26 protein-coding genes are annotated in these 21,500 nt (G+C 75.1%); 19 read left to right on the top strand and 7 right to left on the bottom strand.

Translation table 11 applies throughout. The annotated features are described in order from the left end of the window. The first annotated feature begins 36 nt into the window (after positions 1-36). The 3 genes from ACIA8O_RS16735 (at position 37) to ACIA8O_RS16725 (ending at position 1,729) form a co-directional block, all read left to right on the top strand. Positions 37-390 carry a metalloregulator ArsR/SmtB family transcription factor gene (locus ACIA8O_RS16735; RefSeq protein WP_396294565.1) on the top strand — a complete coding sequence of 118 codons (354 nt, stop codon included), beginning with the start codon at positions 37-39 and terminating at the stop codon, positions 388-390. A gap of 28 nt (positions 391-418) precedes the next feature. Further along, positions 419-907 carry a GNAT family N-acetyltransferase gene (locus ACIA8O_RS16730; protein WP_396294564.1) on the top strand — a complete coding sequence of 163 codons (489 nt, stop codon included), beginning with the start codon at positions 419-421 and terminating at the stop codon, positions 905-907. Positions 908-1,069: 162 nt separating this feature from the next. Beyond that, positions 1,070-1,729 (top strand): DUF1326 domain-containing protein, encoded by a 660-nt coding sequence (locus ACIA8O_RS16725; RefSeq protein ID WP_396294563.1) that lies wholly within the window; start codon positions 1,070-1,072, stop codon positions 1,727-1,729. A gap of 51 nt (positions 1,730-1,780) precedes the next feature. Here ACIA8O_RS16725 and ACIA8O_RS16720 read toward each other — a convergent pair whose 3' ends face one another. The 4 genes from ACIA8O_RS16720 to ACIA8O_RS16705 form a co-directional block, all read right to left on the bottom strand. Next, positions 1,781-2,587, bottom strand: a complete 807-nt coding sequence (locus ACIA8O_RS16720; RefSeq protein WP_396294562.1) for a DUF2182 domain-containing protein — start codon at positions 2,585-2,587, stop codon at positions 1,781-1,783. 96 nt (positions 2,588-2,683) lie between these two features. After that, positions 2,684-3,712, bottom strand: a complete 1,029-nt coding sequence (locus ACIA8O_RS16715; RefSeq protein WP_396294561.1) for an ArsO family NAD(P)H-dependent flavin-containing monooxygenase — start codon at positions 3,710-3,712, stop codon at positions 2,684-2,686. Beyond that, positions 3,709-4,449 (bottom strand): aquaporin, encoded by a 741-nt coding sequence (locus tag ACIA8O_RS16710; protein WP_396294560.1) that lies wholly within the window; start codon positions 4,447-4,449, stop codon positions 3,709-3,711. Before ACIA8O_RS16710 ends, ACIA8O_RS16715 begins: the two co-directional genes overlap by 4 nt. 37 nt (positions 4,450-4,486) lie before the next feature. Continuing rightward, positions 4,487-4,837 (bottom strand): ArsR/SmtB family transcription factor, encoded by a 351-nt coding sequence (locus ACIA8O_RS16705; RefSeq protein WP_396294824.1) that lies wholly within the window; start codon positions 4,835-4,837, stop codon positions 4,487-4,489. Positions 4,838-4,953: 116 nt separating this feature from the next. On the opposite strand from ACIA8O_RS16705, the gene ACIA8O_RS16700 reads away from it, so the two are divergent. Further along, positions 4,954-5,385 (top strand): arsenate reductase ArsC, encoded by a 432-nt coding sequence (locus ACIA8O_RS16700; RefSeq protein ID WP_396294559.1) that lies wholly within the window; start codon positions 4,954-4,956, stop codon positions 5,383-5,385. Positions 5,386-5,426: 41 nt separating this feature from the next. On the opposite strand, the gene ACIA8O_RS16695 is transcribed toward ACIA8O_RS16700, so the two are convergent. Next, a complete protein-coding gene (locus ACIA8O_RS16695; protein ID WP_396294558.1) occupies positions 5,427-6,815 on the bottom strand; it encodes a tetratricopeptide repeat protein in 1,389 nt (462 codons plus the stop codon). 247 nt (positions 6,816-7,062) lie between these two features. Between ACIA8O_RS16695 and ACIA8O_RS16690 the strand changes: the two genes are divergently transcribed. The 8 genes from ACIA8O_RS16690 (at position 7,063) to ACIA8O_RS16655 (ending at position 15,323) form a co-directional block, all read left to right on the top strand. Continuing rightward, a complete protein-coding gene (locus ACIA8O_RS16690; RefSeq protein WP_396294557.1) occupies positions 7,063-8,184 on the top strand; it encodes an acyl transferase in 1,122 nt (373 codons plus the stop codon). After that, entirely contained in the window at positions 8,181-10,118 is a 1,938-nt protein-coding gene (locus tag ACIA8O_RS16685) for a hypothetical protein (RefSeq protein ID WP_396294556.1), read from the top strand. Before ACIA8O_RS16690 ends, ACIA8O_RS16685 begins: the two co-directional genes overlap by 4 nt. A gap of 121 nt (positions 10,119-10,239) precedes the next feature. Beyond that, on the top strand, positions 10,240-11,310 hold the full coding sequence (locus ACIA8O_RS16680) for a 3-oxoacyl-ACP synthase III family protein (RefSeq protein WP_396294555.1): 1,071 nt from the start codon (positions 10,240-10,242) through the stop codon (positions 11,308-11,310). Positions 11,311-11,337: 27 nt separating this feature from the next. After that, positions 11,338-12,261, top strand: a complete 924-nt coding sequence (locus ACIA8O_RS16675) for an SDR family NAD(P)-dependent oxidoreductase (protein WP_396294554.1) — start codon at positions 11,338-11,340, stop codon at positions 12,259-12,261. Beyond that, positions 12,258-13,388 carry a beta-ketoacyl-ACP synthase 3 gene (locus tag ACIA8O_RS16670; protein ID WP_396294553.1) on the top strand — a complete coding sequence of 377 codons (1,131 nt, stop codon included), beginning with the start codon at positions 12,258-12,260 and terminating at the stop codon, positions 13,386-13,388. The genes ACIA8O_RS16675 and ACIA8O_RS16670 overlap by 4 nt, the downstream gene beginning before the upstream one ends. Further along, positions 13,385-13,663: a phosphopantetheine-binding protein gene (locus tag ACIA8O_RS16665; RefSeq protein ID WP_396294552.1), complete on the top strand. Its 279-nt coding sequence runs from the start codon at positions 13,385-13,387 to the stop codon at positions 13,661-13,663. The genes ACIA8O_RS16670 and ACIA8O_RS16665 overlap by 4 nt, the downstream gene beginning before the upstream one ends. Next, on the top strand, positions 13,660-14,916 hold the full coding sequence (locus ACIA8O_RS16660; protein ID WP_396294551.1) for a beta-ketoacyl-[acyl-carrier-protein] synthase family protein: 1,257 nt from the start codon (positions 13,660-13,662) through the stop codon (positions 14,914-14,916). The genes ACIA8O_RS16665 and ACIA8O_RS16660 overlap by 4 nt, the downstream gene beginning before the upstream one ends. Before the next feature lie 113 nt (positions 14,917-15,029). Then, a complete protein-coding gene (locus ACIA8O_RS16655) occupies positions 15,030-15,323 on the top strand; it encodes a hypothetical protein (protein WP_396294550.1) in 294 nt (97 codons plus the stop codon). Between the two features lie 68 nt (positions 15,324-15,391). On the opposite strand, the gene ACIA8O_RS16650 is transcribed toward ACIA8O_RS16655, so the two are convergent. Further along, positions 15,392-15,874, bottom strand: coding sequence for a DUF4383 domain-containing protein (locus ACIA8O_RS16650; protein WP_396294549.1), 483 nt, complete (start codon positions 15,872-15,874; stop codon positions 15,392-15,394). A 240-nt stretch (positions 15,875-16,114) separates the two neighbouring features. Here ACIA8O_RS16650 and ACIA8O_RS16645 point away from each other — a divergent pair, with 240 nt between their 5' ends. The 7 genes from ACIA8O_RS16645 to ACIA8O_RS16615 all read left to right on the top strand — a co-directional run bounded on the left by ACIA8O_RS16645 (position 16,115) and on the right by ACIA8O_RS16615 (position 21,109). Then, on the top strand, positions 16,115-16,486 hold the full coding sequence (locus ACIA8O_RS16645; protein ID WP_396294548.1) for a hypothetical protein: 372 nt from the start codon (positions 16,115-16,117) through the stop codon (positions 16,484-16,486). A gap of 93 nt (positions 16,487-16,579) precedes the next feature. Then, positions 16,580-17,158 (top strand): sigma-70 family RNA polymerase sigma factor, encoded by a 579-nt coding sequence (locus tag ACIA8O_RS16640; RefSeq protein ID WP_396294547.1) that lies wholly within the window; start codon positions 16,580-16,582, stop codon positions 17,156-17,158. Positions 17,159-17,281: 123 nt separating this feature from the next. Then, a complete protein-coding gene (locus ACIA8O_RS16635) occupies positions 17,282-18,286 on the top strand; it encodes a MerR family transcriptional regulator (RefSeq protein WP_396294545.1) in 1,005 nt (334 codons plus the stop codon). Positions 18,287-18,764: 478 nt separating this feature from the next. Beyond that, positions 18,765-19,508: a GntR family transcriptional regulator gene (locus ACIA8O_RS16630; RefSeq protein ID WP_396294544.1), complete on the top strand. Its 744-nt coding sequence runs from the start codon at positions 18,765-18,767 to the stop codon at positions 19,506-19,508. Between the two features lie 207 nt (positions 19,509-19,715). Then, a complete protein-coding gene (locus ACIA8O_RS16625; protein ID WP_396294543.1) occupies positions 19,716-20,240 on the top strand; it encodes a glycine-rich domain-containing protein in 525 nt (174 codons plus the stop codon). 84 nt (positions 20,241-20,324) lie between these two features. Continuing rightward, positions 20,325-20,480, top strand: a complete 156-nt coding sequence (locus tag ACIA8O_RS16620) for a hypothetical protein (protein WP_396294542.1) — start codon at positions 20,325-20,327, stop codon at positions 20,478-20,480. A 131-nt stretch (positions 20,481-20,611) separates the two neighbouring features. Further along, positions 20,612-21,109: a hypothetical protein gene (locus tag ACIA8O_RS16615; protein ID WP_396294541.1), complete on the top strand. Its 498-nt coding sequence runs from the start codon at positions 20,612-20,614 to the stop codon at positions 21,107-21,109. 73 nt (positions 21,110-21,182) lie between these two features. On the opposite strand, the gene ACIA8O_RS16610 is transcribed toward ACIA8O_RS16615, so the two are convergent. After that, entirely contained in the window at positions 21,183-21,407 is a 225-nt protein-coding gene (locus ACIA8O_RS16610; RefSeq protein ID WP_396294540.1) for a hypothetical protein, read from the bottom strand. Between the last annotated feature and the right edge of the window lie 93 nt (positions 21,408-21,500).

Raw genomic sequence — 21,500 nt, 5'->3', positions numbered from 1 at the left:
TTGCCACCCCGTATCGACGGATGTCAACATAGACACATGTCGAATCCGGAGCTGACCGTCCTCGCCCCCGAAGCCGTGCCGTGCTGCGCGCCGATCACCTCGGCCGAGCTGTCGGCGGAGGACTCGGTGGCGATGGCGGCGATGTTCAAGGCACTGGCCGATCCGGTGCGGCTGCGGCTGTTCTCCAAGGTCGCCTCCCACGAGGGCGGGGAGGCGTGCGTGTGCGACATCCAGGACGTCGGGGTCTCCCAGCCGACCGTCTCCCACCACCTCAAGAAGCTGCGCGAGGCCGGGCTGCTCAGCAGCGAACGGCGCGGCACCTGGGTCTACTACCGCGTCGAGCCGTCCGCCCTGTCCGCCATGTCGGCACTGCTCGACCAGCACCGCTGACCCGTCGTCACCCCGAAGGAGCCACGCCTTGCACGTCGCCCCGCTGCTCGCCGAACACGCCGCCCAGGTCCTCGCCATCTACCAGGCCGGCCTCGACGAGGGGAACTCCTCCTTCGAGACCACCGCCCCCGGCTGGGCCGACTTCGACGCCGCCAAGCTCCCCGCGCACCGCTTCGTCGCCCTGGACGAGAACGGGGCCGTCCTGGGCTGGGTCGCCGTCAGCCGGGTCTCCGACCGCTGCGCGTACGCGGGCGTGGTCGAGCACTCGGTCTACGTCCACCCCGGGGCGCGCGGCCGGGGCGTCGGCGGCGCACTGCTGCGCGCGCTCGCGGAGTCCACCGAGGCGGCCGGGATCTGGACCGTCCAGTCCGGCATCTTCCCCGAGAACACCGCCAGCCTCGCCGTCCACGCCAAGGCCGGCTTCCGCGTCATCGGCACCCGCGAGCGCATCGGCCGCCTGAACGGCGTGTGGCGCGACGTCCTGCTGGTCGAACGCCGCAGCCCCGTCGTCGGTTGACCGGCTGACCGGCTGTCAGGCCGCACCCGCCGCTCTTCCCAAGCCGGTCGGCAAGGGGCAGGCTGGAGGGGAGGCCGTTCCGGTGATCCCGTCGGCGGGCCCGGGCCCGGGGCCGCGGCCTCGCCGACCGACGCCCTCGGGGGGTGGCGGGAGGAGTGCGAGATGACCGGACAGGCAGTCACCACCGAGACGCGCTGGCACCTCGCCGGCGATTGGTTCGACACGTGCAAGTGCGCCATTCCCTGCCCCTGCACCTTCGCCCAGCCGCCCACCTACGGCGACTGCGACGGCATCCTGGTCTGGCGCATCCGTGAGGGCACCTACGGCGACGTCCGACTGGACGGCCTCAACGTCCTGATGCTCGGCTCCTTCACCGGCAACGTGTGGACCCGCGAGCACACGGACCCGTACGCCGCCGTCTTCTTCGACGAACGCGCCGACGAGGAGCAGCGGGGAGCACTGGGGGCGATCTTCGGCGGCCAGGCCGGCGGATGGCCCGCGCAGTTCGGCGGGATGTTCGGGGCCGAGATGCGGGGCATGGAGTTCGCGCCGATCGAGGTCACCGTGGACGAGGACCTGGCCTCCTGGAGCGCGGAGATCCCCGGCCGGGTCCGGGCGGCCGTCGAGGCCCTGACCGGTCCGACGACGCCCGAGGGCGCACGCGTCCAGGTCCACAACGCCCCGGGCGCGGAGGTGGGGCCGGGTCAGGTGGCCACCTGGGGACGCGCGACCACCGACCGGGCGGAGGCCTTCGGCTTCAGCTGGGACCGCAGCGGACGATCGAGCAAGCACTTCCCGTTCGACTGGAGCGGCCCGTCCTGAGGAAGTGGGGTGGGCGGAGGCCGTGGGCCTCCCGGACCTCCGCCCACTGCGCTACATCATCGCCGTGTCACCCGGCGTCAGTCCCGGCAGCAGCCAGCTCTGGAACGGCGCCAGCACCGCCAGCACCAGGAAGACCACTCCGGCCACCCGGGCGAGCAGCGCGCCGTGCCGCCAGAGCTTCTCCAGGAAGACCACCACCGCGATCCCGGCGATCGCGGCCACGTTCATCACGCCCAGCGGGATCAGCACCACCATCAACGCCCAGCAGCAGCCGAGGCAGTACCCGCCGTGGTGCAGCCCGACCCGCAGGTCCCGCAGCGGCGGCCGGTAGTCCGCGTACCGCATCAGCTGCGCCATCGGGCTGCGGCAGTGCCGCAGGCACACGTACTTCAGCGGGCCGAGCTGGTACAGCCCGGCCAGGGCGAAGGCCGTCGCGCCGATCCACTTCCCGGCCTCCGGATTCCGCTCCACCAGGTCGCCGGTGAGGGCGAGGCCGCCGTAGGCCAGCAGCCCGAAGGCCGTCCAGACCAGTAGGTAGCCGCCGAGGAACTCCGTCGTGCGCACCGCCCGTCGGGCACCGCTCGACTGCCGGGCGATGCCCCGGGCCCAGGTCAGCGCCACCGGTGCCACCGAGGGCAGCATCATCGCCGCCATCATGGCCAGCCACAGCAGCAGGAACAGCGGCAGCGCCATCCCCATGGTGCCCGGCTCGATCCCCATGTCCCGGGCCTGCGCGACGGTGAGGACCCAGGCCAGGGCCGCGATCAGCACGATCAGCGCCCACGCCACGGCCAGGTCCCTGACGGGCATCAACACCCCGGTCCGCAGCGGCTGTTTCTCCACGGTGACGGTACGCATGGTGCTCTCCTGCCTGGTCCTTCCAGGACAGCACAGCTGCGCCGCCCGCACCTGCTGCGGTGGCACCTCCTGCGGTGGCAGGTGGCCGACGGCGGGTCAGAGCAAGGGCTTGAGCTGTTCGACGGCGGTGCGGGCGGTGCGGCCGACGCCGATGAGGGTGGCGGAGGCGGGGCCGGTCCAGTCGCCGTAGCCGAGGAAGTGGATGCGGGGGTCCTCGGTGGAGCGGGTGCCCTCGGTCGGGATGCGGCCGTCGGTGCGGGTCAGGTCGAGGGCGGGGAGGTCGGGGCGGAAGCCGGTGCACCAGATGACGGTGTCGCAGTCCAAGGTGGTGCCGTCGGCCCAGGCCACGCCGGTGGGAGTGAGGCGGTCGAACATCGGACGGGACGTCAGTCCGGCGGTGCGGGCGGCGCGGACGGGCGGCACGGCGACGATGTCGCCGAGGTCGGAGATGCGGGGGCCGCCGGCCTGGACGCGGCGGGTGGCGATCTCGAACAGGGCGCGGCCGTCGATGTCGTCGGGCAGGTAACGGGCCGGGCGCTGGGTCACCCAGCGGACCTCGGCGGTGGCGTGCAGGTCGGCGGCGATCTGGGTACCCGAGTTGGCGCCGCCGACCACGACGACGCGCTGTCCGGCGAAGTCGGCGGCGGTGCGGTAGTCGTGGGTGTGGAGCTGACGGCCCGTGAAGTCGGCTCGGCCGGGGACGGACGGGAGGTGGGGGCGGTCCCAGTTCCCGGTGGCCAGGAGCACGGCCCGGCTGCGCCAACTGCCGTCATCGGTGGTCACGGTGATGCCGTCGGCGTCGCGGGCGATGGCCTCGACCCGGACGGGGCGGTGGACGGGGAGGTCGTAGCGCTTCTCGTAGTCGGTGAGGTAGGCGACGACGTGGGCGGCGTCCGGGTACTCCTGGCCCGCCTGCTGCGGCATCGGGCGGCCGGGGAGGGAGGAGTACCCGGCGGGCGAGAACAGCCGCAGGGTGTCCCAGTAGTGCTGCCACGCGCCGCCGGGCGCCGGGTTGGCGTCCAGGACCGCGAAGTCCAGCCCGGCGCGCCGCAGGTGGTACCCCGCGGCAAGGCCGGCCTGGCCCGCGCCGACCACCAGGACCTGTGCGTGCCGGGCGGCGCTCACTTCGAACCGGCCGTACGGCGGCGGTGGCCGAAGACCAGCGCGACCAGGGCCAGGCCCAGGGCCCCGCCCAGGAGCTGCGCGCCGATGAAGCCGGGGACCGAGCCCGGGGCGATGCCGGCGAAGGTGTCGGTGAAGGCGCGGCCGAGGGTGACGGCGGGGTTGGCGAAGGAGGTGGAGGAGGTGAACCAGTACGCGGCGCCGATGTACGAGGCCACGGCGACGGGGGCGAAGCGCAGAAGGTCGCGCCGGGCGAGGCCGAAGATCAGGAAGACCAGGCCGGCGGTGGCGACGATCTCGCCGAGCAGCAGGTGCCCGGCCGAGCGGTCGTGCGTGGACCAGTGCACCAGGGGGTTGCCGAACATGGCGTCCGCGAGCACCGCCCCGCCGATCGCGCCGGTGGTCTGGGCGGCGATGTAGGCGATGACCTGAGCGGGCGTCAGGCGCCGGTCGGTCCACCACTCGGCGAGGGTGACCACGGGGTTGAAGTGCGCGCCGGAGACGGGGCCGAGGAGGAGGATCAGCACGCCGAGGCCGAAGACGGTGGCCAGGGAGTTGGCCAGCAGCTGGAGGCCGACGTCCTTGGTGAGCTCGGTGGCCTGGATGCCGGAGCCGACCACGACCGCCACCAGGGCGGCGGTGCCGACCAGTTCGGCCGCCACCCGGTTCGGCAGCGGGACGGCCGGGGGCTCGGTGGCGAGGGGCTCGGCCTCGGTGGTCTCGGGTCTGGCCTCGTCCATGGTGTTCAACGCTGTGGTGCTCCTCGTGCGGGGGTGGTCAGCAGGACCGCTTGAAGCCGGCCTCGGCGGTCAGGCGGGCGGTGGATGCGAGCGTGGCGAACTCGGCGGCCAGGGCGGTGAGGGCCTCGGGCCGCAGCGAGTAGTAGGTGAACCGTCCGCAGGGCTCGGTGTCCACCAGTCCGGCCTCGCGCAGGATCTTCAGGTGGTTGGAGAGGTTGGTCTGCTTCGCGCCGGTCTCCTCCACCAGGTGCGTCGTGCACAGTGCCTCCCGGGAGAGCAGGGAGACGATCCGCATCCGCAGCGGGTCGGCCAGTGCCCTGAGGACCGCCGTCGGGTCGGCGGCCGTGCCGTCGGCCGGGGCCGTGGTTGCATCACTGTCGACTGACATCACCATGGGCTGATACGTTACCCGCGTCGGACTCCCGAAGCGAGCCCCGGCCCCTCCCCGGCTCCGCGCCCCGCCGCCCCGGGCGCGAGCTCCCCAGCGCACCGAAGGAATCCGCGATGACCACCGCCCCCGCCGCGTCCGTGCTGTTCGTCTGCATCCACAATGCCGGCCGCTCCCAGATGGCCGCCGGCTTCCTGCGTCACCTCGCCGGAGACCGCGTCGAGGTCCGCTCGGCCGGCTCCGTCCCCGGCGACCGGGTCAACCCCTCCGCCGTCGCCGCGATGGCCGAACTCGGCATCGACATCTCCGACCAGCGGCCGAAGGTCCTCACCACCGAGGCCGTCCAGGCCTCCGACTACGTGATCACCATGGGCTGCGGCGACGCCTGCCCCTACTTCCCCGGGAAGCACTACCTCGACTGGCAGTTGGACGACCCGGCCGGTCAGGGCGTCGAGGCCGTCCGTCCGATCCGCGACGAGATCAGGGCGCTCATCGAGGGCCTGATCGCCGAGATCGACGCCACGGCCACGGGCGGCCGGAACGCGTGACCTCCGGGCCCGGCGGCACCGTCGGCCCCGTCGGCGGCGCCTCACCGCGGGAGGCGGAGCGAGGCGGCGCGTTGGAGGAGGTGGTCGGCGGGGTGGCGGCGGCGGTGGGGGAGGAGCCGGCGGTGGAGGCGGGCGGCGGCCGAGTGGGCGCGGCGGGAGGTGAGGAGGGGGTAGACGTCGAGGAACTGGTGCCAGGTGGCGCAGGCGGCATCGAGGCGGCCGGCGGCGAGTTGGCGCTCGGCGAGCTTGCCGAGGACCAGCGCGTGCGAGCGGGTCTCGGTGCGCGGGCGGCGGGCGGCGGAGGCCTCCAGGGACTTGATGGCTCCGCTGAGATCGCCCAACTCGGCCTGGACCAGGGCGTGGTGGTGGTCCCAGGCGGCGCGGTGGTAGTCGCCGACGGCCGGGGCCGGGCCCTCGATGCGGGGGAGCAGGTCGAAGGCCTCGTGGACGTGCCGCACCGCAGCGACCCGGTCGCCGGTGGCGGCTTCGGCGAGGGCGAGCTGCCCGAGGACGGAGGCCCGTAGGCGGGTGGCGGTGGTGGAGAGGCGGAGCTCGGCGGCGGCGCGGGCCAGGCTGAGGCTCTCCTGCGGGTGGTTGAGTTCGTAGGCCTGGGCGGCCATCGCCCGCAGGGTCATGGCCTGGGCGGCGGGGTCGCCGCACTGGCGGGCGAGTTCCAGGGCGAAGCGGTAGAAGTGCAGGGCCAGGCCGTTGAGTTCGTCGTCGAAGTGCATGAAGGCGCAGAGGTAGCCGAGCCGCGAGGCGGCCGCCAGCACCTCGGTGTGCCGCACCGGCGAGGCCGCGGCGGCCAGCATGTCGGGGACGGCGGAGGAGAGGAAGGCGGCCAGCGCGGTGCGGGCGTGGCCGCCGCCGCGCAGCTGGTCGGCGGAGGAGAAGACCGGCAGGAGGAGGGCGAGGAGGTGGGGGCCGGCCGGCGGCCCACCGTGATCGGAGCCGTCGGGGCCGCCGGAGCCGTGGGAACGGAGCCCGAGGGTGCTGCCGGGCGGGGGGAGGGCGGTTGCCCGGGCGGCCGACCGGGCTTCGACGGTTGGTTGGTAGGTGAGCACGCTGCCGTCCCGGTCGGGGCTGAGGGCGGCGGCGGCCAGGTGGGTGAGCAGGGAGCGGGGGCTGGCGGGCGGCGCACCGGCGGCGCGGACGGTGTCGGAGGGCCCGCCGCCGTCGAAGCCGGCTTCGGCCAGGCCGACCGTGCGGCCGAGGCGTTCGGTGAGCGCGGCGCAGACCAAGTGGGCCACCGGGCCCCGGGGTTGGGTGCCGGTCAGCCACTGGTGGACGGAGGCGCGCTGGTAGGCGACGCCCCGTAGGCCGGACTCGGCGCCGATCCGGTTGACCGCGCGGGCCAACTGGGCGCCGGTCCAGCGGGATTCGAGCAGGAGCTCCCTGAGACGGACGTTCGGAACGCGGTGGACTGCCACCCGCCTGCACCTCCTCGACGGGCCGTCGGAGCGGACGCGGCGGTGAGGGACGCCGCACGACTCCGGATGCCTACGAAGAGGTTAGGGCACCCAGGGGGCCAAGACGGACAGAACGGACGGGAATTGACGGGGCGGAACTCTTGACACCTCAGTGACCGGGGAAGCCGCACGGGGCACCCGCAAGGTCGCACCATCGAGACGACCGGGTGCGCCGAGGTGCGCGCCCCGGATGGGAGGGAGCTCCGCGATGACCAGCGCACCACGGCGGACGGCCGACCGTGTGGGCACCGTCCACCTGTTCCCCGGCCAGGGGGACTTCGGCCTCGGCCCCCTGCTCCGGGCCCTGCCCGCCGTGCCCTCGCTGCGGCGCGCGCTGGCCGGGGTGTTCGAGGAGGCGGACCGGGCCGCACCCGAACTCGGGGTCGTGCCGATCGGCCCCCGACTGGCCTCGGCCACCCCGCCCAGCGCCCGGGAGCTGGCCGCCGAGATGCCGGGCACGCTCCAACTCGCCCAGTTCGGCGTCTCCTTGGCGGTGCACCGGGCGCTGGAGGAGGACGACGTGGTGGCAGGGCGGTTCGTCGCCGTCAGCTTCGGCGAGATCCCCGCACTGACCGCCGCGGGCTGCTGCTCGGTCGCCGACGGAGCCCGACTCGCCTGCCGCCTAGGGCAGTTGCTCACCTCGCACGGCGGCGGCATGGCCCTGCTGGGCGCCGGGCCGTTCGAGACCAGGCGCCTGCTCGGCCGGGCCGGCCCGGAGGCGGCCCGGACCGTCCTGGCCTGCGTCAACCACGCCGGGGAGACGGTGGTCTCGGGCCCGCTCCCCGACCTGGAGGCCGCCGAGCGGTGTGCCGCGGCACTGGGGGTCGCGGTCCAGCGGCTCCGGCTGCCGTTCATGAGCCACCACCCGGGTCTCGCCGAGGAGGCCGCCGCGTTCGAACGGTACGCGCGGCAGTTGCGGTGGGAGCCGCCCCGCCGTCCGGTCTTCTCGGCGGTGGCCGGGCGCCTCCACCGGGCGGATACCGACCTGCCGAAGGCGTTGGCCGCCTGCCTGGTCAAGGCCTTCTCGCTGCCCACCGTGCTGCCCGCGGGCCTGAACGGGGCCACGCTCGCGGTGGAGACGGGCACCGGGGGCGCGCTGGCGGGCGCGGTGCGCGCCGTCACGCCGGGGGTACGGGCGCTCGCGCCCCTCGCGGTGGGGTTCTGGCCCGCCCTCCCCAGCGCTCCCGGCACCGCACCCGACGGTACGCCAGGTGCCGCACCGGACACGGCCCGCGCCTTCGACGCGCCCCGCACGCGGGCCGCCCGCGCCGCTGCCCGCCCCCACCGGGCCCACCGCCCTCCGTCGACCCCCGCCGGGAGGAACCCATGACCACCACGGCCCCCGCCGGACTCCACGCCCGGCTCGCCCCCCTGCTGCCGCCGGACCGGGCGGCCCGGCTGGCCCGTCTGTTGGACGGCCCCCTGCTGCGCCGCCCGTCCGCCGCCACGCCCGACGCCGGCGCCCACCGCCGCCTGACCCGGCTGGCGGCCCACCTGCCGCCCGCGCCCGAGGTGCTGGCGGACGCCGAACTCCTGGCCACGCTGAGCGAGTTGACGGCACTGGCGGACCCCTCGCTCTACCAGACCTTCCTCTCCCACTACATCCTCTGCGTCGGTTCGCTCACCCTGCTGGGCGGCGCCGAGGCCGACCTCCACGGCGAACTCGCCCACGCCCGGACCAAGGGCTCGTTCATGGTCACCGAGATCGGCGAGGCCTCCAGCCACCTGCGCATCCGCACCGAGGCCCGCTACGACGCCCGGCGCCGCGCCTTCACGCTGCACACCCCGGACGCCGCCGCGGCCAAGTTCTCCTCCGTCGCCGCCCCCGGCCTGCCCCAGCAGGCGGTGGTCTGCGCCCGGATCGTGACGGACGCTCAGGAGGGCGGGGAGGACGGCGACGGTGGGGAGGACCGGGACGGTGGGGTGTTCTCCTTTCTGGTGGACATCACCGGGGCCGACGGACGGCCCGCCCCCGGGGTGAGCATCTCCGGCCCGGTGACGGTGGACGCGCTGCCGCTGCCGTACGGCTTCGTCCGCTTCGACGGTGCCGAGGTGCGCCACGACCGCTGGCTGGCCGACGGTGCGACGATCGACGAGCTCGGTGCGGTCCACGACCCGAGGGGCGGCCAGGACGCCCGTCTGCAACGGACCCTGAGCTGTGGTCAGGCCCTCTGGGCGACCCTGCCCTCGGCGATGGCCGCGCTGGCGGCCCGGTCCGCCGCCACGGTGTGGCGGTTCAGCTCGGTCCGGCGCAGCCACGGCCGTCTCGCCCCGGGGCGCCCGGTGCTGGAGTACCGCACCCAGCAGCACGCGGTGCTCGGCGCGCTGGCCACCGCGCACACCCTGCGGGCCTCCGCCCGGGCGGCGCTGGGGGAGTGGGCGGCGCTGCGGGCGTCGGCGCCGGCGTCAGCGCCAGCGCCAGCGTCGGCGTCAGCGCCGGTGCGGGCCGGTTCCGCGCCGGGCGCGGTGATGACCTTCGCGCCGTGGGCCGCGGTGGACCGGGCGCTGGCCCTGCGCAAGGTGTACAGCACCCGGGCGGTCGCCGGGACCGTCGACGAGCTCCAACACCGGTGCGGCCTCTCGGGGTTCTTCGGCGAGAACCGGCTCTCCGAGTACCTCGGACTGGCCCGCGCCTTCGAGAACGCCGGTGGTGACAACACCCTCACGCTGCTCGACGCCGGTCGCGCCCTGGCGGAGGGCCCCGTACACGCCGACGGCCCGCCCGCGCTCGCCGCTCCCACCGAGGCCGGCTGGTGGCCCGCCGTGGTCGCCGCCCTCCAGGACCGCATGGCCGCCGACCTCTCCCGGGCCCGGGAGGAGCGCCGGAGCACCGGGCACGAGGGGCTGGACCTCTGGAACCCGCTGATGGCGGACGTCCTGCTGCTGGGCGAGGTGCACGCCGCCCGCCTCGCGGCCGACGCCGCGTCGGCCTGGGCAGTGGAGGACACCCCCTGCGCGGCTGACCTCGCCGCCGAGCTCGCCACCGCCCTCACCGCCCTCGACGGCCTGCGCCAGGCCCGCCGCCTGGCCGGCCCGCTGCTGGCCCACGGCGTCCTCGCCCCCGACGCCGTCCGGGCCCTCCCCGCCGCCATGGACACCCTCTGCGACCGGCTGCTGCCCCGGCTCCCGGAGGTGGTCGCGGCCCTGGACCCCGCCCCGGGCGGTGCCGCGCTCGACGCCCCGGAGTACGCCGCCGCGGTGATCGAGCGTCACGCCCCCGCCCCCATCAGCCGTCTCACCGCCCGGATCGGCAGGACCCCGTGAGCCGACGGGGTCCCGGGCCTCGGCCGGCCCCGAGCCCTGGCCGGCTCCTGCGCCCCGGCAGACCCGGCAGACCCGGCCGCCCCGGCAGGCCTGGCCGACCCCTGAGCACCGGAAGGACACCGTGAACCGCACCCCGCAGATCGGCATCCTCGGCATGGGCACCCACCTGCCGTCCGCCGTCCGCACCAACCACGACGTCGCCCGCGAGGCCGGAGTCCCGGCCGACTGGATCACCGAACGCACCGGCGTGCTCGAACGCCGCACCGCCCGCCCCGACCAGGCCGCCTCCGACCTGGCGGCCGCCGCCGTCGCGGCCGCCTGCCGGGCGGCCGGTCTCGAACCCGGCCGGCTGGACCTGCTGGTCCTGGCCACCTCCACCCCCGACGAGCTCGGACCGGCCACCGCCTGCCGGGTCCAGGCCCTGACCGGCGCGGTCAACGCGGTGGCGCTGGACGTCAGCGCCGCCTGCTCGGGCTGGCTGTTCGCGGCGAAGGTCGCGCACGCCTGGCTCGCCACCACCCCCGGCGCCCGGTACGCGGCGGTGGTCGGCGTCGAGGCGTACTCCAAGTTCGTGGACCCGGCCCACCGGGGCACCGCCGTGCTGTTCGCCGACGGCGCGGCGGCGGGCGTCCTCGGCCCCGTCCCGCACGGCGGCTTCCGGGGATTCCGGCTCGGCTCCGACGGCCGGGGCGCCCACCACGTGCTGATCCCCGGCGGCGGCAGCCGCATCCCGGCCAGTGCGCAGAGCCTGGCGGACGGCCGCCACCACATCCACATGGACGGCCGGGCGGTCGGCGGCTTCATCGCCGAGATCTTCCCGCGGATCGTCGAACAGGCCCTGGCCGAACACGACCTGGAGCTCAAGGACATCGACGCCGTCATCACCCACCAGCCCAATCCGCTGCTGCTGCGCACCGTCGCCGACCGGATCGGCATCCCCGCCGACCGCCTGCACATCACCGGCGACCGCACCGGCAACATCGGTGCCGCCTCCGCCCCCTACGCCCTCGCCGACGCGGCCGCCCTCGGCCGGCTGGCGGACGGCGCCCGGGTGCTGCTCTGCGTCTTCGGCGCCGGTCTCACCTGGGGCACCGCGCACCTCACCTGGACCGGCGCGCCGAGCCACCACACCCACCTCACCGCCCGCGCACCGCGGCGAAACCCCGTTCCCCGCACCGCCGTTCGGCCCTGACCGGCCGTCACCACCGGAGGTACCCCCGTGACCATCCTCGACCGCTTCCGCCTCGACGGCCGCCGCGCCCTGGTGACCGGCGCCTCCCGGGGCATCGGCCGTGCCGTCGCCGTGGCGTTCGCCCAGGCCGGTGCCCACCTCGCGCTCTCCGCCCGCACCGAGGCCGCCCTCAAGGAGACCGCCGAGCTGGTCGCCCCGTACGGACCCGAGCCCGTGCTGGTGCCCGGCGACCTCGCCGACACCGCGCAGGCGGCCCTGGTCGACCGGGCCGCCGAGGCGCTGGGCGGCCTGGACGTCCTGGTCCACAACGCCGGCACCCTGCCCGTCCAGCCGGACGGCAGCCCCGTCATGGCCCCGCTCCAGTACCTGCCGCAGTCCGCCTGGGACCAGGTGGTCGCGGTCAACCTCAACGCCACCGCCGCGATCTGCCGTCACGCCCACCCCCACCTCGCCCGTTCGGACGGGGCCAGCCTGCTGCTGATGTCCTCCGTGGCCGGGGTGGTCGGCACCCCGCTGATGGAGGCCTACGCGGCGACCAAGGCCGCCCAGGTGTCGCTGGCCCGCAGCCTCGCGGTCGGCTGGGCGCGCAGCGGCATCCGGGTCAACGCGCTCTGCCCCGGCTGGGTGCGCACCGACATGACCGCCGCGGTGCAGGCCGATCCGGCGCTCACCGCCTGGCTGTTGGCGCACGTGCCGGCCGGGCGGTGGGCCGATCCGGAGGAGGTCGCCGGGGCCGCGCTCTTCCTCGCCTCGCCCGCCGCCTCCTTCCTGAGCGGGCAGGCGGTGGTGCTGGACGGCGGCCTCTCGGTCCCCGACGGGGGCCTGGCCGGATTCCCCAAGCCGCCCTCGCCGTTCGCCGCTGCCGTCGCCGCCGGCTCCGCAGCCGCCGGTCCTGCTGCCGTCGGTTCTGCCGCCGTGGGTGCCGCTGCCGCTGCCGCCGCTGCCGTATGACCGGCGCCGAGCGGGGGCTCCGCACCGCCGTGGTGGCCGCGGTCGGCACCGCCCTGCCGCGCCGGGTGGTGACCAACGGTCAGGTCATCGCCCGGGGCGGGCTGGACAGCACCGACGAGTGGATCGCCAGCCGGACCGGCATCCACCGCCGCCGCCTGGCCGGGCCCGGCACCAGCACCGGCGACCTCGCCACGGCCGCCGCCCGCGCCGCCCTCGAAGCCGCCGACGGCCGGGGCCCGTACCCCGACCTGGTGCTGCTCGCCACCACCACCCCCGACCGCCCCTGCCCCGCCACCGCCCCCGAGGTCGCCCACCGGCTGGGCCTCGGGCCCGTCCCCGCCTTCGACCTGGCGGCCGTCTGCTCCGGCTTCCTCTACGCCCTCACCACCGCCAACGCCCTGGTGCGCAGCGGAAGTTGCCGTGCACCGCTGGTGGTGGCGGCCGAGAAGTACTCGGCGATCGTCGACCCACTCGACCGTGACACCGCCCCGCTCTTCGGCGACGGCGCCGCCGCCGTCCTGCTCCGCGCCGGGTCCGTCGACGAGCCCGGGGCCGTCCTGGCGGGCGACTGGGGCAGCGACGGCGGCGGCAGCGACCTGATCGCGGTCGAGGCCGGCGGGACCAGGCTGCCCGCCGACGGCCGGCTCCCGCGCGAGCAGCGGTACTTCCGGATGAGCGGCCGTCAGGTCTACGCCCACGCCGTCCGCCGGATGGCCGCCTCGGCCGGGGCGGCGCTGGCCGCCACCGGCTGGCGGCCGTCCGAGGTCCGGGCGTTCATCGGCCACCAGGCCAACCAGCGCATCCTGGACGCCGTCGCCGACCGGGTCGGCATCGCGCCGCCGCACCGCTTCGGCAACATCGGCGAGGTCGGCAACACGGCCGGCGCCTCCATCCCGCTCGCCCTCGCCGACACCCTCGCCCGGGGCCTGGTCGCCCCCGGTGCCCCCACCCTGCTCACCGCCTTCGGCGGTGGCCTGACCTGGTCCTCCGTCACCCTCCGCTGGCCGGACGCCCCCGTCCGTGCCGTCGAACCACCCGACCGCCCCCGCCACCCCGCCGCCGCACCCGACCCGCTCCCCACCGACACCGCACCGCTCCGCGCTCCCCAGGAGGTCAGCACACCGTGAACGCCACCACCGACCCCGTCCGCACCCACCTGGTCACCCTGCTCACCGAGAAGTTCGACGCGCCCGCCGACGCCGTCGCCGACGCGGCCGCCCTCCAGGACCTCGACCTGGACTCGCTGGCCCGGGTCGAACTGGTCGTCAGCCTCCAGGAGCACTGGGGCGTCGCCCTGGACGACGACGCCGACTCCGCCGCCGACGTCACCGTGGCCGACCTGGTCGGCCGGGTCAGCGCCCTGCTCGCCCGGTCCACCCGCCCGGCCGGGCCCTCGGAGTGAGCACGGCCCCTCCGCACCCCCGGGCCCGGTCCCGCACCCCTCTTGCGGTCACCGGGATCGGACTGGTCACCCCGGCCGGGGTCGGGACCGAGCAGAGCTGGCGGGGCGTCCTCGGCGGCCGCCCCGCCGCCGCTCCCGATCCGCTGCTGGCGGGCCTGCCCGTGGTCCTCTCCTGCCGGGTGGCCGGTGACCACCTGGCCCTGACGGGCCGTCGGCAGCCCTGGCGGCTGGACCGGGCCGCCCACTTCGCACTGGCCGCCGCCCGGCAGGCCGTCACCGACGCCGGACTGGACCCCGCCGACTGGGACGGGGCCAGGGTCGCGATCGTCCTCGGCTCCGCCGCCGGAGGCGTCGGCAGCTACGAACGGGCCGCCGACCGCCTCCGCACCCAGGGGCCGGGCGCGGTCTCCCCCCTCACCCTCCCCGCCTTCCTCCCCAACATGGCCGCCGGCGAACTGGCCATCGACCTCGCCGTCACCGGCCCCGTCCTGCACACCGCCACCGCCTGCGCCTCCGGCGCCACCGCCGTCCAGACGGCCGCCCTGCTGCTGCGCGCCGACGCCTGCGACCTCGCGCTCGCGGGCGGGGCCGACGCCATGGTCACTCCGGTCTGCGTGGCGGGCTTCGCCCGGATGCGGGCGCTCTCCCGCAACCCCGAACCCGCAAGCGCCGCGCGGCCGTTCGACGCCGACCGGGACGGTTTCGTGATCGGCGAGGGCGCCGGTTTCCTGGTGCTGGAACGCCAGGCGGACGCCGCTGCCCGGGGCGTCCGCCCCAGGGCCCTGCTGCTGGGTGCGGGCAGCACCGCCGACGCCCACCACGCGACCGCCCCGCACCCCGAGGCGCGCGGCCTCGCCACCGCCGTCCGGCTCGCCCTGGCCGAGGCCGACGCCTCCCCGGAGGACGTCGACCACCTCAACGCCCACGGCACCGGCACCCCCCTGAACGACGCCACCGAGGCCCGGATGATCGCGGACCTGTTCGCCCGCCGTCCACCCTCAGTCACCTCCGCCAAGGGCACCATCGGCCACACCATGGGCGCCGCCGGAGCCATCGAGGCGGCCCTCACCGCGCTCACCGTCGAACGCCAACTCGTGCCCCCCACCGCCGGGTTCACCACCCCCGACCCCGACACCGCCCGGATCGACCTGGTCCGCGCCGCCCCGCGCCCGCAGGCCGTCCGCCTCGCCCTCTCCACCTCCGCCGGATTCGGCGGCCACAACACGGCGCTGGCCTTCGCCCCGGCGCCGTGACGATCCGCTGCGCGATCGGTGCGACTGCACCCCCAGGGCGCTTCCGCAGGACGGTGAGTGGGGACACTCCCGAAGCCGTCCGACATCCGATCCGTCCAAGGAGCAGATGGGCCATGGCAGTTCACCTCACCGCAGCCGAACTCCGCCTCCTCCACGGCATCGAGGAGACCCTGCGTCACACCGACCCCACCCTCGACCGCCTCCTCCGCCGCCGGCCCGGCCTGCTCCGGCGGCTCGCCTGCCGGCCGCTGCCGCTGGTCCTCACCGTCCTGCTGCTCTCCCTCCTCGCCGAGGCCTGCACCGTCCTCGCCGTCCTCCGGACCCCGTGGGCGGCGCTGCCCGCCGTCCTCGCGGGCGCCGTGGTGGTGGCCGCCTTCCGTCGGCTGGCCGGCCTGCGGATGCGCTGAACCGCCGCACGGCCGATGCCCCGCCGGTGGTTCCGGCGGGGCATCAAGCATGGTCGTCGGTGCGGGAGTCAGGGGTGTGCGGCGGTCTTCGCGCCGGGGTGGCGGTGGAGCCAGTACGGGTTGTCCCGGGGCAGTCCGGCGCTGACCCGGCCGTACATGCCGAAGGTGGCGATCAGCAGGCCCATCACGAAGCTGAAGATCACGTTCGGCATCCGGAACGCCAGCACGTTGGCGGAGCGCTCCAGCAGCGCCAGGTTGACGAAGCCGCTGACGACGGAGAGGGTGCCGACCACGATGTTGACGGTCGAGGCGGTGTTGCCGCCGATGACCGCGCCGGCGATCAGCACGGCGGCGACCACCAGGGAGACGACGCTGAGCAGCCCGTTCGAGGACAGGCCCGCGACGTCCTCGCCGTCGGTGCTGAAGAACGACAGTCCGTCGGCCAGCCCGAGGCAGCCGAACACCAGCAGCACCGCGCCGCAGAGCCCGGCACCGATCCGGTAGACCTGGTTGAGCCGGTGGTCGACCGGCAGTTCATCCTGGAGTTTCACGGCGAGTTCCCTTCTCCCGGAGACCCGGAGGCGTTCCGGCCCTCCACCGGTGACGGTCCTCCCGGACCCGGCGGACGGGCACTCGCAGCGCTCGCGCAGCGTTTCGCCCCGGGGTCGGGTCGGGTCGGGTCGGTTGGTCCGGGTCGGTCCGGGCCATCCGGGCGGGGGCGCGGCGTCGAAGGACGGCTACCCGCCCGCGACACCCGCGGGCTCCTCTCCCCGACCACGGAGGTCACCACGATGGATCGTCGACTGCTCAGGACGGTCGGGGTCGCCACCGCCGCCTACGGCGTGGCCGTGGCCGCGTGGCCGGTGGTCCTGGCGAGCCCGTCCGGCCTGGCCCCCGGCGGGCGGGTGCCGCGTGACGTGGCCACCTGCCTGCGGCCGCTCGCCCTCCGCGACGCCGCCTGCGGCCTGGCCATGGCCCTCGCCCCGGACGACCGCAGCCTGCGCACCGCCACCGCCCTGCGGATCGCCTCCGACCTCTCCGACGCCCTCACCCTGACCACCACCCTCCCCGGCCGCCGCCACCGCACCATGGCCCTCACGGTCTCGGTCGGCTGGGCCGCACTCTCGGTCGTCGGCCTGGCCCGGACCCCTCGGCGCGCCTGACCGCCTCGCGCCCGGCCGTCCCGCTGCAGGGGAGAATCGCTGCACCAACGCTGCGCTTCGCACCGTCGCATTGATTCGCCGCACTGTGGCGACGTGACCGGAACAGTGATCGCCGAGCGGCAGCAGCCCACCCTCCCCGAGGGCCGGACGGCCCTCGTCGCGGCGGTGGCCCGCGGCGACGAGGCCGCCTTCGCCACGCTCTACCACTCCCTCGCCGGGCCGGTGTACGGGCTCGCGCTGCGGGTGCTGCGCAGCACGGCCCACGCGGAGGAGGTCACCCAGGAGGTGCTGCTGGAGATCTGGCGCACCGCCCCCGCCTACCGCCCCGAACGCGGCACGGTGATGACCTGGGCCCTGACGATCGCTCACCACCGGGCGGTGGACCGGGTCCGTTCGGTGCGGGCCTCCTCCGACCGGGAACTGCGCTTCAGCCGCCAGGACCAGCCGCTGCACGCCCCGTCCACCGACCAGGTCGAGCACCTGCTGGACGCGGAGCGGGTGCGGTCGGCGCTGGCGGAACTGACCGCACCGCAGCGCGAGTCACTGGTGCTGGCCTACTACGGCGGGTACTCGCAGCGGGAGATCGCCGTACTGCTGGGGGTGCCGCTCGGCACCGTGAAGACCCGGATGCGGGACGGGCTGCGCCGACTGCGGCCGCTCGTCCGCCCCTGACGGCCTCAGAACCTCATGGCCTCAGAGCTTCGGAATCTCATGGCCTCGGAACCCCACGGCGGAGGGCCGGGGCGTCGGCGGCCTGCGGGTCCTCCCCCTCCGGACGTGGGATGGTGGCGTGTCATGAGGGATCGTCAGGCCGGGGCGCCGGAGCACGCGACACCCGGGCCGTCGGACGGCCCCGGGGCCGGACTGCCCACCGGGGCGGTGGCCCGGCAGCTCGGGGTGTCCCCGACCACCGTCCGTTCCTGGGAGCGCCGTTACGGCCTCGGCCCCGCCGAGCGGGCCCCCGGCCACCACCGACGCTGGAGCCCGGCGGACATCGAGACCCTCGCGGCGATGTGCGCCCTGACCGCTCGCGGCGTCCCGCCCGCCGAGGCGGCCCGTGCCGTCCTCGCGGAGCGGGAGGCACCCGCGGAGCACGACGCCCCGGCATCCCCCGCGGACAGCCTCCGGACGCCCGCCGGCGGTGACCACACCCTGCGGGTCGGCGCGGTCCGGCCGGAGTGCCGGGGGCTGGTCCGCGCCGCCGTGCGCCTGGACTCCGCCGAGGTCGCCGCCATCCTGCGGGAGACCGTGGACGACCTGGGCGTGGTGGAGGCCTGGGGCGAGGTGATGATGCCCGCGCTGCGGGCGGCCGGCCGCAAGTGGGCCCGTTCGGGCGAACAGTACGTGGAGGTGGAGCACCTGCTCTCCTGGCACGTCTCCACCGTCCTGCGCGCCGAGGCCGTCCGCCCCGGCGCCCCGCGCCCCGTCCCGCCCGTCCTGCTGGCCGCGATGCCCGACGAACAGCACACCCTCCCCCTGGAGGCGGTGGCCGCCGGCCTGACGGCCCGTCGGATCCCGTTCCGCATGCTCGGCGCGGCCGTCCCGCCGCGCGCCCTGCTGGACGCCCTGGAACGGACCGGCCCGGCCGCCGTCATGCTCTGGTCCCAGCACCCGAGGACCGCCGACGCCCACCTGGTCCGCCACGTCCTCGCCACCGCCTGGGGCCCGCGCGGCGCCCGCACCCACGCCCGCGTCCTCGCCACCGGCCCCGGCTGGCACCGCGGCGACCAACCCGCCGGCACCGCCGGCCCCCGCTCCCTCCCCGCCGCCCTCGACCTCCTCGAACGCTCCCTCACCTGAGCCCGCCGGTCACCCGGAGGGTCAGAAGCCGGTGTCGTAGGTGTAGAGGGCGGTGTGGTCGAGCATGTCGGCCGGGGTGACGTTGTTCCAGGGCTGTATGTATACCTTGGGATCGGCTTCCTTGCTGTACCGGGGATCCGCCCCCTCGGGCTGGCGTGATACGCCCTGACCTGCATAGACGTTGTGGTCCCGTTTTGGGACGTAGTACTACCGTGTTGAGAATCCTGGATCACTACCCACCCCCTATGAGGGGCTTGCCCTACGGATCCCCTACGGGCTCGCGGGCCGCAGAGAGGGCCTACCGCCGCGCCGGCTCCGGCGTGCCCGGGTGTACAACACACTCCGAGCCGTCGTCACCAAGGCCGAGCACGCCACGGCCTGACCCCGCTCGCCGGATCTGATCGGGGGCAGCGGGCGGTGCCCGATCAGTCCTATCGTTCCTCCCAGAGATCGAGAACCGCGCCGAGCTGGAGGAACCGTGCCTGAGGAGCCGCTGCATACCCGGATCGCCCGCGAGCTCCGAAAGCGCATCCTCGACGGCGACCTCCAGCCCGGCGATCCGGTACCCGGCGAGAACGCCCTCATGGAGCAGTACAGCGTCGCCCGCGAGACCGCGCGCAAAGCCCTCGCCACGCTCTCCGCCGAGGGCCTCACCGAGGCCCGCCGCGGCTCGCGCACCCGGGTGCGGGCGTTCCGGCCGATCCTCCGGCAGGGCACCAAGCGGCTCGACCGTTCCGTCTGGGGAGCGGGCCGCTCGGTGTGGGACCTTGACCTCGACGGCCGGCCGCTAGAGGTCGACCAGCTGACGATCCGCGAAGAGCCGTGCCCGGAGCACCTCGCCGACGCGCTCAGCCTCACTGCCGGCGACCCGCTGTGGGTGCGTGAGCGCCGGTACCTGGTGGACGGCGAGCCGGTGATGCTCGCGACGTCCTACCACCCGGGGGCGATCGTCGCCGGGTCGGCGATCACCCGCGAGGACACCGGGCCTGGTGGTGCACCGGCGCGCCTGGCTGAACTGGGGTTCGCGCCGGTGCGCGCCCGAGAGCAGGTTCGCACCCGGATGCCCCTGCCGGATGAGGCAGCGGCGCTCGCGCTCGGGCCGGGGACGCCGGTGGCGCTGATCGTGCGGGTGAGCTGGGCGGATGGCGGGGTGCCGGTGGAGGTCACCGAGATGACGTTGGACGGGTCGCGCTACGTGATGGAGTGGGAGTTTCCGGTGTGACGCAAGGGGCCTGATGGGTAGTCAGCAGGGCGTTGACGTCTCTAGAGAACTAGCCGAAGCTCTCTAGAGACCCCAGGGAGTTCAGGGGGCTCCCCGCCCCGGCCGCCCTGCTGGCGAGCTGCACGACCGGGACGGGTTCCGCAACACCGAACGGCCCCGTCGGGCCAACCGGCCCGAGGGCTCCGCACGTTGTGAGGAGAACCCATGATGACCACCGCACCCGAGCGCCCGCCCGGCCCCATGGCCCCGGACACCCTGCTCGACCCGCGCACCCTGCTGACGGACCGCCAGTTCGCCAGCGTCGTCACCACCATCCTCGACAACAACCCCGGCATGACCGAGAACATGGCCGAGCGCATCACCACCGAGGGCCTCCGCTTCACCGTTACCGCAGCCCTCACCCCCGGCCACGCGATGGCCCCCAGCCGGATCGTCGACGAGGGCTGGCACTCCCTCATCCTTCACACCGAGCTGTACGCCGAACTCTGCGGCGTCTTCGGCCGGTTCGTCCACCACAGCCCCGGCTACTCCCCGGACCACTACGACGGCGACGTCCTGGAGGCCACCCAGGCCGCCATCCGCGCCGCCGGGTTCGAGGTCGACGCCGAGCTGTGGCGGGCTCCGGACGACGAGAGCCTTGTGGCCGTCGCGGCGAACTGCCAGCACGCCCCGGCCGGCGATGGCCCCGTCAAGCCGATGCCGACGCCCCAGCCGCCCTGCCACAACAAGTAGCGCGGCAACTCGCCCCGGCCGCCCGGTTGCTGGGCGGCCGGGGCTCCCCAGGCGTACGCTGCTGCCGATCGAGGAGGTGACCACATGGAGTGGATCAACCCGAAGTACGCCGAGGTGGTAGCCGAGCTCCAGCGCCCGCTCACCTTGGACCAGCCGCTCTACGGACTCCCGCCGGCCGAGGGCGAGCCTGTTCAGGCCCGGGGTTTCCTCATGGGCCCGGCCCAGTCTGAGGCCAGCTGAGCCCAGGCCGTACGAAACCGCCCCGCTCTCCTTCGGGAGGGCGGGGCGGTGTCACAGCTCGGCATCTTCCCCGCCCCGCGCCCGGGCCCCGCACTACCGTCTCCCCAACTCTCAACCGTCCCAGGGGGACCATGCCCCGTCGCACCACCGCCACCACCCTGCTTGCCACCGCGCTCCTCGCCGCCACCGCGTGCAGCAGCAGCCCAGCCCCGGCCCCGGCGGCCGCACCGCCCGCCGCGACCACCCCCGCCGCCGCGACCACCCCCGCCGCCGCACCGAGCGCACCGCCCGCCAGCAGCTCCGCCGCGAAGCAGGCCCCCGACGCCAAGGCCGTCACCGAGCGCCTCGCCAAGGCGGCGTTCGACGACACCCGGGTGAGCAACTCCCCGAAGGCGGCCGAGGACGCGGTGCAGAAGCGGCGCGACTCGATCAGCTACGGCGGGACGGTGGAGGTGTTCGCGACGCCGGAGGACGCGGAGGCGTGGATCAAGTACGTGGGTGCCGCGCAGTCGGCGTTCGCCGGGTTGTCGACGCCGGACCACCTGTACCGGTCGGGTGTGACGGTGGTGCGGGTGTCGCATCTGCTGACGGTGGATCAGGCGAAGGCGTACGAGGCCGCGATCCGCTGACGCCGGGCAGCACGAAACCACCCCCGCTCGGCTTCGGCCGGGCGGGGGTGGTTGCTCAGCAACTCCAGGGGTATCAGCGGAAGTCGTAGTCCTCGTCCATGCCGTTGGAGAGCCAGATCTCCTCGGCCACGTCGGGCGCGAGGCCCCCAGAGTCGGCGTCTTCCTCAAGGTCCTCGCTATACCACGCGCCCTCGGAGTGGTTCTCGCCGATCGTGCATCGGCAGGGATGGACCTTCTGGTCGGGTACGCCGTCGCTGAAGCTGTTGACGATGCGGTCGTGGGCAGGTCCGGTTGGCATGGCCCGATGCTGGCGAGTCCGGACAGCACGAAGCCGCCCCCGCCCGGCCCGCTGGGGTTCCACCGGTGCCGGCATACCTACGCGGGCGTGCAG

The sequence above is a fragment of the Kitasatospora sp. NPDC051853 genome, assembly GCF_044452665.1.
In the GTDB taxonomy this organism is placed as follows: domain Bacteria; phylum Actinomycetota; class Actinomycetes; order Streptomycetales; family Streptomycetaceae; genus Kitasatospora.
The sequence above is the reverse complement of the archived record's forward strand: the minus strand, read 5'-3'. Positions and strand labels throughout refer to the sequence as shown.